Origin of the sequence: Bacillus pumilus, from assembly GCF_900186955.1 — a bacterium.
In the GTDB taxonomy this organism is placed as follows: domain Bacteria; phylum Bacillota; class Bacilli; order Bacillales; family Bacillaceae; genus Bacillus; species Bacillus pumilus.
Genome location: NZ_LT906438.1, coordinates 236,342 through 248,585, shown reverse-complemented (window position 1 = coordinate 248,585; position 12,244 = coordinate 236,342). Strand labels below are relative to the sequence as shown.

The following is a 12,244-nucleotide window of genomic DNA, read 5'->3' as shown; positions in this document are numbered from 1 at the left end:
ATCTATGATTTTCAGGATGAATCAAGGGAGTTGTCACTAATATGGAAATGACCATTACAAGAGCATTAAGTGAACTGAAAATGTTAGATAAGAGAATCAACCGAACCGTTGATGAAGCCGTACTTGGTGGATTGATGATCGGGAAACATATACAGCACGGGTTTCAACATCAAGAAGACATCGAAAAGAAGGCGAAGGCTGATGACCAATCGATTCAAGCATTAATCAAACGCCGGAATGCCATCAAATCAGCCATCGTTGTGTCGAATGCGACGACAACGATTGATGTTGCGGGTGTCAGCATGACGGTGGCAGAAGCGATTGAACGGAAGACGTCGATAGAATACGATATTCGTTATTTACGGAAATTGAAAAAGGTGTACACAGAGCTAGTAGACAAAGCAGAACAAACCAATGAAGATGTGAAGAAGAGGCTCGACCAGCATTTAGAAACCCTATTTGGAAAAGACGGAAAAACACAAGCGGCTGCCAACCAAGAGATCGTCAAGTCGTTCCTCGCTGAAAATGAGGCGACGATCATCGATCCGCTTCGTCTTCGAGTGAAGATTGAAAAGCTTTCGACCGAGATTGAGGATTTTCAAATGGAAGTTGATTTTTCCTTGTCAGAAAGCAATACACTAACGAAAATACAGATCGATTAATCAATTTTGTTAGTGAGCCGAAAATCGATAGAACTAAACACCTCCGAGGGAAAGGTCATTCCCTCCTCATCTGATCATCTCTGGATGATCCTTGATAAAAGCTCAAAGCTGAAGGTTCAAGGATCAACGTTCAAGTGTAAAAGTTCTTATCCATCAAAGCTCAAAACTAAAAGGTAAACGCTCGATCGAATCTGGGAGTCACGGCTCATGAGTGTTTGTTTATCGACTCTTTCGGTTGCCGCCCAGCAGGTTTGCTAACAAAAAAAGGATGTCACATGATGACATCCTTTTTTCTATGAAAAAAACGACAAGGCTTCAGCCAAGTCGCTTCTTCCAGCAGATTAGTAACGGGATGTATATGCCAAATGGTACACACTTGTGACATTTGAAGATAGCTTGATGTCGTTTGAAGTGAACGTCACTGGAACGATATCGTAGTAATGTGTAGACCAGCCTGCATTATTGTATGTTTGGTAGCCTGCACCTGCAGGAACTTGAAACGTCAGTGAAAATTGTCCATTTACGTCTGTTGTGCCTGTCGCTGTTTGAGCATATGATTTAATTGCTGCTTCAAAATAAAGCTGAATCGGCTGATTAGGCATGAGATTTCCACTTGTATCTTTTAGTGTTCCTTTAAACGTAGCTGGATAATAAGAACCCACGCGATATTTACTGCCATAGCCGTAATTCACTAATCCACTATCGGCTGCGGTGACACTTGTTACTTGAACGGAAGCTGGTACTGCCCCTGTTTCCTCTGCATGTGCAAAGGTTGGGAATACGAGAAGCAATGATAGAAAGAAAGCAAACATGATTTTTTTCATCGATAAATCCTCCTTTTTTTTCCTGCTATATTACTATCGACATTAATTGGTATTTTTCCAGTAACAAGCAAAAAAACTTCCCTTTTTTAGAAAGGGAAGTTCCAGATTGTTGACAAAGGACTAAAATGATCTTCATTTTAGCCCTTTGTCTTCTTTTCAGCGTGATAGAAAACCTTTGCAGTCTAGGAAGGGCGAGCACAGGAGCGGAGCGAATTTGACATTCGTGAGCACCGGAGCACAGTCCTGACAAAGAATGCGAGGGTTTGTCTACACGCTGAAACTTCCCTTCTTTAGAAAGGGAAGCTCTCCTCTTACTTTTTCACAACAACAACCTTCACCGCTTTGCTTTCTCTTTTTCTCACATCAGAAGCGGTCACATACAAGACTGTTTTGGCTTTTTGCGGTTTTATTTGGGCAGTAAATGCGCCCTTGTTATTTGTTTTTACCGTTTTGATGACTTTCTTTGATTTATTTTTCACTTTAATGGTCAATCCTGCACCCGCAGTCCCTTTGACCGTTTTACTTTTAACCGTTACTTTGCCCACTTTCGGCTTAGCTGGTGCTTTGCCTTTTTTGACGACTGTTTTGAGCGTTGTAGCGGCCTTTCCTTTTGAAATCTTAATGTGAAGGACTTTGTTTTTGTTCTGATGCTTGATCTTCACGCTAAAGGTTCCATTTTTGCCTGCTGTGCCTTTTCCAAGCAGTGTTTTGCCTCTATACACAGAAATAGCAGCGCCAGCCTTTGCTTTACCTGTCACCTTTTGATGCTGATCCTCCACTTTGCTCACAGATGCGTTCAGTTCGACAGCACTTAAAGCAGCAAATGCATTCAGTCTGCCATGTCCTGTCATCCAATCGATCCCTGGAATTTTCGGATCGACAATTGGCTCATCGTTTTCATCATAGAAAACGTCATCTGTTCCATCAACAGAAGTAAAGGAAATATTATCGGCTGTGCTTTGCAAGATATTCCTTACTTGATTCGGCTTCAAGGTTGGATTTTTAGAAAGAAGTAATCCTGCTGCCGCGGCCACATATGGTGTCGCCATTGATGTCCCGCTCAGGTATGAGACATTCCCATCGGGCATTAAGCTTGGAATATCAGATCCTGGTGCAGACATGCTCAGTCCTTTACCAAAGCTTGAGAATTCAGCGGCAATATCCATACGGTTGCTTGCGCCAATGGCCATTGCGTATTTTGATGTCGCAGGATAGCCCATTTCTGGAACGCCATCATTTCCACTCGCCACAACCACTAGTACATTTCTTTGAGCCGCGTAGTTCATTGCATATTCAATTACCCGGCTGTAGTAGCCACCAAGGCTCATGTTGATGACCTTTGCGCCTTTATCTACTGCATGCTTAATTCCAAGTGCAATATGCTCTGTATCTCCAAAGCCATAGGCATCCAGCACCTTCACAGGAATGATGCCCGTATGTTGGTTAAGACCTGCCATCGAGTAATGATTATCGGCTTTTGCGGCAATGATGCCCGCCACATGCGTACCGTGTCCATTGTCATCAATCGCATCTTTGTTTCTTCCAATGAGATTCGCACCTAAGTCCGTACGAACAGTCCCGCTTAAATCAGTCAAACGGCTGTCTACACCTGTATCCACAACTGCAATTAATGTTTGCTTCATTTTGCTTGTGCCAATCAGTGTATTCATTTGTTCAAATTTGACGTCAGCGCCTTTTTTCCCGCTGTTTTGCGCACTGTTTTTCAGCGGCCACTGATAACCATACTGCGCGTCGCTGCTTAGCGCGCGATAGGTTTGAACAGGCTCCGCAAATTCAACATTCGGCATGCTGGACAGCTTTCTTGCAGTGCTTTTGATGACAGCTTTGCCTGCTTTTAAAGTCTTTCCAGCTGATTCTTGCCCTGCTGGCACATCATAGACATACATTCCTTTAAATAAAGGACTGACTGACTGTGATGTCACACGGTTTTCTTGGATGCCATAGCTTTTCATCTTCTTTTTCGCAGATTGAAGTGTTTGGCCATCCTTTAATTTAAAAATGATCTTATTCGTTTTAACCTTCTCTTCTTTTACAAGCTTTTGTTTCTCTAATACATAACCAACTGATTTTCCTTCAAGCTGATTGATGCCAATTTTTTGACTGACGGCTTCTAATTCCTTTTTTAAATAAGCCGGACTTGCTTCTTTGAGCATATCAAAAAGGGACCTGATCGCCTGTTGTTCTTTTTCTGTTACGATATGACCACTAAATGCACCATTTTTCTCTACGTCATTTAGCAGTGACTTTAATGTAAGCAGATGATTGTATACCTTTTGCTGCTCATTTTTTTGTTTGATGAGCTTCGATTTGAGAAATGGCTTTGTTTTTTGGAGCACACGGCTCAGCTTCTGACCATTTGGTGTTTCATTAAAACGTTTATCTTCGATTGTACGAATCGATTGGAGAATTTCTCGCCCGTACTTTCTCTCAATAATAATGATACCAGGCTCATCGTCTTCAGGGAAAACGGGTTCAGAGGGCGGAAGGTTAGCTCCTTTATACCCGATTGTATAAGCCGCATCCTCTTCCTCATCACGGCTGTCTTCCTCCGACCCTAAATAGAGCACTTTGACAAAGTAAGGACCTGACCATGCATGCGGGAAGTCGATCTCTGTCTCTCCACTTGCAGTGTCCACACGATATCTCGAATAAGTGTCATCCTTCATCGCTCTGTCTTTACTTGGATAGACCGATACGGATAATACTTGTTTACTTTTCACAGAAATTTTCATATGTGTATGTTTTGCCACCTCTTGTGCTGATGGCGTGATTTGGTACCATGACTCTTCCATTTCATTCTGTAATGTCCCTGAGATGACTTCACCATTTTTTAACCCAATGGCTTCATTGACATTTGTTCCTTTACTGGCAGCTGCTGCCTCGTATCCAGGTAATGCCGCCATACAGAGAATGATGGCCATGAGTACGATCACACATGATTTGACCTGCTTTTTGAACATGAAAAGACCCCCTTATCTTTTGTAATACCTTGGAAGAATATCACAGAAATGCATTTAGTAGAATCTGTTTTTTACATAATTAAACTCGTTTTAAGCTAGGATTTGAGATATACAGACAGCAAGACGAATAGCTTCATAAACTTTTTGCCATTTCAAACGGAAAATGATGCTATTTAACCATGTCGAAAAGTACATTACAATCAACTTGTAAGCGCTTAACAAACAAGAGAGAAGGGATCAGCTTGTTCCAAAAAGATCATGTTTTCACACAAGTAGACGGACGATCAAAGAATGAGATTTTACAATACATTGCCGAGAAAGCTGAAGACCTTCAGATTACAAACGATCAGGCGGGGTTATTATCAGATTTGTTGACTCGCGAAGACGAAGTCTCAACAGGACTTCAGCAAGGCTTCGCCATTCCTCATACAAAAAGCTCCGCTGTTCAAACGGCTTCACTTCTTTTTTTAGAGTTAGAACAACCGATTGAATGGGGAAGCTTTGACGATTTGCCCACAAGCTATTTATTTACACTGCTCGTTCCATTAGAAGAAGCAAATGTCACACACCTGAAATTACTGTCAGGCATTGCGACAAGCCTCATGGAACCTGCTTTCATCGAAAAGATTCAACCAGGTCAAACCGCTGACTATTATTACGAAGTCATTGAACAACAATTGAAAGAGGGGATTACACAATGAAAATTGTCGGTGTCACTTCATGTCCAGCAGGGTTAGCTCATACACCAATGGCAGCAAAGGCGTTAGAGAATGCGGGTAAACAGCTCGGTCACGAGATCAAAATCGAGCAGCAAGGAATTATGGGACAGGTGAATGGCATTACACCAGAGGAAGCAAGACAGGCAGACCTTTGTATCATTGCCTCCAATCAGCATATCAACGATGCGGAACGTTTTTCAGGCATTCCCACAGTACGTGTCGAGATCGGACGCGCCTTAAAAAATGCCGAGCAAATCATCACAAAAGCTGTAGCACTTGTTGAAAAGAAAAAATCTGAATCTCAATAAACGTGAGCAATGCCATATAGAAAGGAGCAAAGCAAAATGAAAGCAAAATTAAAAGTCATTGAAGGCCATCTCATGACCGGTATTTCTTATATTCTTCCTGTAATCATTGGTGCCTCCCTTATCGTTGGTTTGGCGAAACTAGTCGGATTAGGGTTTGGTGTTTCAGATTTAAACGCCTATAAAGATGCTGGCGGCATACTGCACGGCGCCTATTTAATGGAGCAGGTTGGTTGGACAGGGATTGGCTTAATGAACGTCCTGCTCGCTGGATTTATCGCCTATTCGATTGCGGATAAATCAGGGCTTTCGGCCGGTTTCATCGGTGGTGCCCTTGCCAGCTCAACGAATGCTGGATTTATCGGTGCCGTTATTGCAGGCTTCTTCGCAGGATATGTCGCTCTTTTTGTGAAACGAAAAATTCAAATTAAAGGCTCCGCAGCCGGACTTGTTCCTCTGCTCATCTTACCGCTCATTACCGTTGGCTTAACTGGACTTCTCATGTCCGTTCTGCTGGGCGGGCCATTAGGTGCTTTGAACACAGCATTAATTGAATGGATCAAAGGTATGGTCGCTGACGGGACAAGCACACTCGCACTCGCTCTCATTCTAGGTGCGATGATTGGCTTTGACCTTGGCGGACCAGTGAATAAATCTGCTTGGATGGCAGGTAACGCGCTCTTCCTATCAGGCGTCTACCTCCCTGCCATTCTCGTCAATATTGCGATTGTCATTCCGCCGCTTGGATACGGGCTTGCGACATTGATTCGAAAACGCAATTTCTCTCCAACCTTTAGAGAAGCAGGACGTGGCGGCCTTGTCATGGGCATTATCGGTATTACGGAAGGGGCGATCCCTTTTACTCTCGTCAATCCATTGAAATTGATTCCGCTCAATGTTGTCGCATGTGCTGCTGGAAGCGGGGTTGCTGCATTATTAGGTGTCCATGACATCATGCCGCCAATTGGCGGGCTATACGGCTTCTTCTCAGTCGGAAACTGGTGGGCTTATTTAATTGGAGCTCTCACTGGCGCACTCGTCATCGGTATTGGCGCCAACCTGCTTGTCAATTTCTCTGAGAAAAAAGAACCAAAAACGCCGGAACATGATCAGAAGCAGAAAGAAGAAGACGATTTTGACCTTGTACTAGAAGGATAATTTGAACAAAGAAAGGTGTCGTTACTCAATGACTGTTAATGTACATGTGATTCCACATACTCACTGGGACCGGGAATGGTATTTCACCACCTCCCGCTCCCGTATCTACTTAATGAAAAGCGTAATGGACATTTTAGACACTCTTGAAACAGATGAAAGGTTCCATTACTTCATGCTCGATGCCCAAGCATCCTTACTGGATGATTACCTCAAATGGCGTCCAGAGGATGAGAATCGAATCAAAAAGCTCGTCACAGCCAAACGTCTCATCATCGGCCCGTGGTATACCCAAACCGACCAGCTCGTCATTTCAGGTGAATCCATTGTACGGAACCTGCAATATGGAATTGAACGCTGTCAGCAGTTCGGTCATGTGATGAAAGTCGGTTATGTCCCTGATTCCTTTGGTCAATCCGCACAAATGCCTCAAATTTACCGCGGCTTCGGCATTGTGGATACAGCTTTTTGGCGCGGCGTTTCAGACCATATGACGAATCACACTGAATTCAATTGGCAAGGGGCTGACGGCAGTGAAGTCTTTGCGGTGAACCTGCCATTTGGCTACTACTACGGTGGAAATATTCCCGAAAAAGATGAGGACTTACAAGCCTTTTTATCTGAAAAAATCGGTGCGCTGCAAGCAAAGGCAACCACAAAGAATGTCTATTTCCCAAATGGCTTTGACCAGGCACCGATCCGCAAAAACCTGCCTGACTTATTAGAAAAAGCCAATGAACTGGACGAGCACCACTATCAAATCAGCAGTTTAGAAGATTACATTGCAGCAGTGAAAAAAGAGCGGACGTCTTTTGAAACTTTAAAAGGAGAGCTCATTCATGCGAAGCATATGCGAATTCACAAATCTATTTTTTCAACACGGGCTGATTTAAAAATCTTAAACAATCAAATTGAAAACTATCTCGTCAATGTGATGGAGCCTATCCTCACGATCAGCTATTCACTCGGACACGACTATCCGCATGATACGGTTCGTGATATTTGGTACCTCATGTTTGAAAATGCAGCGCATGACAGCATTGGCGGCTGTAATAGTGATACGACGAATCAAGATGTCTTCTTCCGCTACAAGCAGGCAAAGGAAATTGCTGAGAACCTTGTGGACTTACACATGCGCCTCATCGCCATTCGACTGCAAACAGAGCAAGAAATCACGTTTACTTTATTTAATACACTGCCTTCAAAGCGTTCTGAAGTTATTGAAGTTGAAACCTTTATCACAGAACGTCCTTTTACACTAAAAGATGCCAATGGAAAAACGCTTCACTACACAGTGAAAAACAAAACCGATGTCACAGATTATGTGTTGGCACAGCAAATTTCTCTTAACCCAAGTAAAGATGTGTACATGCCAAAACAAGTATGGAAAGCTGTTCTGCTGATTGAAGCCGCCGACTTACCGTCCGTTGGTTATACACAAGTCAGCATGGTTTTCGATGAATCAAGCGAATCTGCATGGGAACAAACAGAAGAACATGCGATTGAAAATACGTATTACCGCATTGCGGCAAATGACAACGGATCGCTGGAGATCACAGATAAACAAACAGGCCGGACATTCTCTGAGCAAATGATCTTTGAAGACAATGGAGACGATGGGGATTCCTACAACTATTCCCCGCCGCGTGAGGATCTGTATGTGTCATCCAAGGATCTTTCATCAGCAGACATCACAGTGTCTAAAAGCGGCCTGCAAGAAGAGCTCACCGTCCAGCTTACTCTTACTGTCCCATATGACTTAGAAGAGCGCTCTCAGCAATCAGTCACGACTTCACTCCCGATTACAGTGAAGGTAGCATTAAATAAAGATGAGCCTGTCATCCGTTTTCATGTCGATGTCGACAATCATGCGTTAGACCATCGTCTGCGTGTCCTCTTTGATACAGGCATCGCATCAAAGGTATCACTGAGCGATCAGCAGTTTGGAACCATCGAACGCCCGACAGAGCTCACGCAAGAGCTTGAATGGTGGAGCAATGAGCATTGGGAAGAAAAACCGATCACCATTGAACCGATGCAATCCTTTACTGCACTTCGTGATGAAGCATATGGTGTCGCTCTATTGACGGACTGCGTGAGAGAATACCAGATCACAGGAGAAAGCTACACAACGATTGCGTATACGCTTTTCCGCTGTTTCGGAAAAATGGGTAAAGAAAATCTTCTTTACCGTCCAGGACGCGCATCTGGTGAAAAAATTGTTGAGACACCTGACGCTCAGCTACAAGGTGCACTGTCGTTCTCATTTGGCATGCACTATAGCAAGAATGCTGTCAGCGAGGGACACTTAGCGCAGCTTGCCAAGCGGTATACAACCCCAGTTCAATGCTACGAACGGGCAGACTTTTTAAACGGTCGTTTAATTTTCTCTTTCCGAGATGAAAAAGAAGACTTACAATCTACTTATAGCCTGCTTGACATTGAGACAGACGGAGCCATTCTAAGCGCTCTGAAAAAAGAAGAGCATGGAACAGGCATTGTCATCCGTCTCTTCAATCCATTTTTAACGCGTCAAACAGCCGCTTCAATCAATAGTTCACCTCTACAGCACGGAGAAACAGCGAATTTAGGCGAAACACCTGAAGGACATATACTCAAAGCACAACATGGATCATTACACATTGAACCGCTCACACCTTGTCAGGTACAAACCTACATTGTAAAGAAAAAATGAACATGTAGGGGCGGGGTCCATTTGGATTCCGCCCCTCTTTAATGGAGGGCATTGATCATGCGAATTGGAGGCATTGAAGCAGGCGGAACAAAATTTGTCTGCGGCTACGGAACAACAGATGGAACGATTGAACACACGACTTCCTTTGCAACAGGTAATCCAGATGAAACATGCCGGCAAGTAATCGATTACTTTACAAAGCATCCTGTCGATGCCATTGGCATTGGGGCATTCGGGCCTGTCGATGTAAAAGAACAAAGCCCAAGCTATGGGACGATTTTAGAGACACCCAAAACAGCCTGGCGCCAATTCCCTTTCCTTTCTACTTTAAAACAAGCCCTTGGACTCCCGATGAAGCTTGATACAGATGTGAACTGTGCAGCACTCGGGGAAGCCCGCTTTTCGGTTGAAGCAGAAAAGCCTGCTTCTTTGGTCTATATCACTGTTGGAACCGGAATAGGCGGCGGTGCCTATATTGAACACCGCCTCATTCACGGGTTGCTGCATCCAGAAATGGGTCATATCACAGTGCAGCGGCACCCTCATGATTCCTACGGTGGCTGCTGCCCTATACACCATGACTGTTTAGAGGGACTGGCATCAGGACCTGCCATAGAAGGGCGCTATCATACACTGGCACAAATGCTGCCAGAGGATCATCCTGCCTGGTCACTTCATGCCTACTATCTCGGACAGATGACCGCCAATTTATTACTCACCCTTTCGCCAGAGCGCATCATTCTCGGTGGAGGTGTGATGAAACAGCCCGCTATGCTGCCGCTCATTCTTGATGAAACAGAAAAGCGGCTTCATGGGTATTTACAACTGCCAAAGCCTTTAAATGAAATTATCACCAAGCCATCCTTTGATGGATTATCAGGTTTAATGGGCGCCATCGCTCTTGGTACTGATGCCTTACAGGCGCAAGGAGCCGCGCAATGATGATGACGGCAGATCCTCGAACCTATCAGCTGATTCAGCAGCTATTTGAAACGAAGGGGTTCGTGAAGCTGGAGGAGCTCACTGCCTCTTTTCGCTTATCTGACCGCTCCATCCGTCATTTAATCAAAGAAGCAAATGAGCAATTAAAGGAAGCTGGAGCCAAGATTAAAACGATCCGCGGAAAGGGATACACCCTATTAACGAGTGACCAAGATGCCTTCCTGCTTTGGCTTCATCAACAAAAGCTTCCTGCCCGCTCTCTCGTCCCCGTCATGCCAGAAGAGCGTGTACGATTTATCATGAGGAAGCTATTGCTTCAACAGGATTACTTAAAAATTGACCAGCTGGCTGAAGAACTGTTCATCAGCCGCATGACGGTCAGCAGTGATTTGAAAAAAGGACGAGAGCTGTTAGCCCGTTACGGTATGACCCTTGTGTCAAAGCCTGGATTTGGCTTAAAAATTGAGGGAGACGAATTGCAAAAAAGAACATGCTATGCAGACTTACTCCTTGAAGAAGAGCCTGCACTTTCTCATATCACCGAGCGGGAGCAGCTCCATTTTCCCGATATTTCTCTTGAAACCATTCGATCTATTGTCCTGACGAACCTGCATCAAGAGTCATTGCTCATTAAAGACATTGCCTTAAAAAACTTAGTCATTCACTTAGCAATTGCGATTCAGCAAACACGAAAAAACCAGCGGATACCCGCCAGTACCACTCGTACACAACGATCACCCGTCTTGATGAGAATTGCCCAAAAGATCATACAGCAGGTGAGTGACACCTTTCATGTCACCTTATCAGAGGATGAAACAGATTACTTAGTCATGCATCTATTGGCAAATCAAACGTGGAAAGAAGCCGCCCAGCATCAGACGACAGTGGAAGTTCAGCAGGCGGTTGCGGTCTTTCTACAGCACATTGAGAAAATGAGCGGTCACCACTTTGCAGATGACAACATCTTGCAGCAAGACTTGATGCTTCATATGAAACCATTATTAAATCGAATCCAATATGGCGTATCCTTACAAAATCCGTTGTTGCATGAAATCAAAACGTCCTATCCATACCCGTTTGATTTGGCTGTCAGCGGGCTGAATGCTTTACAGCTGGTGCGGACGCCAAATGAAGATGAAGCGGCATATGTTGCCCTGCATATCGCTGCTTCATTTGAAAGAAGTCAGCTCGATACCTCGCAAAAAAAGAAAGCGATAATTGTGTGCGGGTCTGGATTAGGGACGGCAAGACTACTTGAAATTAAATTGAAGACAGCCTTTCAGCACGAACTGGACATCGTCGAGCTGTATTCCTATCAGGATTATCTCATGAGCACCACCCTTCCCTGTGACGTCATCATTACAACCGTCCCGCTTGCATCAAAGGGAAAACCAGTGATACAGGTCAGCGCCTTTTTTGAAAAACATGATGTACAGCGGGTGAATGAGGTCATTCATTTATTAAATGGACACGGGACTCCCTCGCAAGAACTGATGGCGTTTTTTCAAGAACGATTAACCTTATTGAACGCTGACCTATCCAGTAAGGACGAGGTATTAGACACACTATGCAGCCGTTTAGAAACGTATCAGCTAGTATCGTCATCTTTTCGGTCCTCGGTGCTTGAGCGGGAGCAAATGTCGTCTACCTACCTTGGAAAAGGGATTGCCATGCCGCACCCGCTCATCACAAATGAAGGCACATCCTGCGTAGCCATCGCACACTTAAAACAGCCGATTGACTGGCAGGGAAACCAAGTATCACTTGTCTTTTTATTAGCCATTCATAAGGATGACGCAGCCTGCATGAATCAATTCTTTGAACAAGCCGTTGATTTACTGGATAATCCAAACCGCATTCACTCTCTGAATCAATCAAAAACATTCGATGAGCTGATGAATGCGTTGTTTCAATAAGATCAAACAAAAGGCCGCCCAGCTGTTGATGAGGCGGCCTTCGTG

General features: G+C 44.3%; 9 protein-coding genes. 7 read left to right on the top strand and 2 right to left on the bottom strand.

Going from position 1 to position 12,244, the window contains the following annotated elements; genetic code table 11:
- Window positions 1–41: 41 nt before the first annotated feature.
- Window positions 42–662 (top strand): hypothetical protein, encoded by a 621-nt coding sequence (locus CKW02_RS01425; protein ID WP_003216967.1) that lies wholly within the window; start codon window positions 42–44, stop codon window positions 660–662.
- 341 nt (window positions 663–1,003) lie between these two features.
- Here CKW02_RS01425 and CKW02_RS01420 read toward each other — a convergent pair whose 3' ends face one another.
- On the bottom strand, window positions 1,004–1,486 hold the full coding sequence (locus tag CKW02_RS01420; protein ID WP_003217020.1) for a hypothetical protein: 483 nt from the start codon (window positions 1,484–1,486) through the stop codon (window positions 1,004–1,006).
- A gap of 311 nt (window positions 1,487–1,797) precedes the next feature.
- Window positions 1,798–4,467 (bottom strand): S8 family peptidase, encoded by a 2,670-nt coding sequence (locus CKW02_RS01410; RefSeq protein ID WP_003217254.1) that lies wholly within the window; start codon window positions 4,465–4,467, stop codon window positions 1,798–1,800.
- 242 nt (window positions 4,468–4,709) lie between these two features.
- Here CKW02_RS01410 and CKW02_RS01405 point away from each other — a divergent pair, with 242 nt between their 5' ends.
- The 6 genes from CKW02_RS01405 to CKW02_RS01380 are packed head-to-tail and all read left to right on the top strand — an operon-like array spanning window position 4,710 to window position 12,199.
- Complete coding sequence (locus tag CKW02_RS01405) at window positions 4,710–5,168, top strand: PTS sugar transporter subunit IIA (RefSeq protein WP_034620718.1); 459 nt, start codon at window positions 4,710–4,712, stop codon at window positions 5,166–5,168.
- Window positions 5,165–5,494 (top strand): PTS fructose transporter subunit IIB, encoded by a 330-nt coding sequence (locus CKW02_RS01400; protein ID WP_034620720.1) that lies wholly within the window; start codon window positions 5,165–5,167, stop codon window positions 5,492–5,494. Before CKW02_RS01405 ends, CKW02_RS01400 begins: the two co-directional genes overlap by 4 nt.
- A gap of 36 nt (window positions 5,495–5,530) precedes the next feature.
- A complete protein-coding gene (locus CKW02_RS01395; RefSeq protein WP_003217114.1) occupies window positions 5,531–6,649 on the top strand; it encodes a PTS fructose transporter subunit IIC in 1,119 nt (372 codons plus the stop codon).
- Between the two features lie 28 nt (window positions 6,650–6,677).
- On the top strand, window positions 6,678–9,341 hold the full coding sequence (gene mngB / locus CKW02_RS01390) for a mannosylglycerate hydrolase (RefSeq protein ID WP_034620722.1): 2,664 nt from the start codon (window positions 6,678–6,680) through the stop codon (window positions 9,339–9,341).
- Window positions 9,342–9,398: 57 nt separating this feature from the next.
- Window positions 9,399–10,283 carry an ROK family protein gene (locus CKW02_RS01385; RefSeq protein ID WP_003217073.1) on the top strand — a complete coding sequence of 295 codons (885 nt, stop codon included), beginning with the start codon at window positions 9,399–9,401 and terminating at the stop codon, window positions 10,281–10,283.
- On the top strand, window positions 10,280–12,199 hold the full coding sequence (locus tag CKW02_RS01380) for a BglG family transcription antiterminator (protein ID WP_003216960.1): 1,920 nt from the start codon (window positions 10,280–10,282) through the stop codon (window positions 12,197–12,199). The genes CKW02_RS01385 and CKW02_RS01380 overlap by 4 nt, the downstream gene beginning before the upstream one ends.
- The last annotated feature ends 45 nt before the right edge of the window (window positions 12,200–12,244 follow it).

Bases quoted from the DNA above. Each gene is read 5' to 3' on its own strand.
- CKW02_RS01425 (WP_003216967.1), top strand. From the start codon at position 42: ATGGAAATGACCATTACAAGAGCATTAAGTGAACTGAAAATGTTAGAT.
- CKW02_RS01420 (WP_003217020.1), bottom strand. From the start codon at position 1,486: ATGAAAAAAATCATGTTTGCTTTCTTTCTATCATTGCTTCTCGTATTC.
- CKW02_RS01410 (WP_003217254.1), bottom strand. From the start codon at position 4,467: ATGTTCAAAAAGCAGGTCAAATCATGTGTGATCGTACTCATGGCCATC.
- CKW02_RS01400 (WP_034620720.1), top strand. From the start codon at position 5,165: ATGAAAATTGTCGGTGTCACTTCATGTCCAGCAGGGTTAGCTCATACA.
- CKW02_RS01395 (WP_003217114.1), top strand. From the start codon at position 5,531: ATGAAAGCAAAATTAAAAGTCATTGAAGGCCATCTCATGACCGGTATT.
- mngB (WP_034620722.1), top strand. From the start codon at position 6,678: ATGACTGTTAATGTACATGTGATTCCACATACTCACTGGGACCGGGAA.
- CKW02_RS01385 (WP_003217073.1), top strand. From the start codon at position 9,399: ATGCGAATTGGAGGCATTGAAGCAGGCGGAACAAAATTTGTCTGCGGC.
- CKW02_RS01380 (WP_003216960.1), top strand. From the start codon at position 10,280: ATGATGATGACGGCAGATCCTCGAACCTATCAGCTGATTCAGCAGCTA.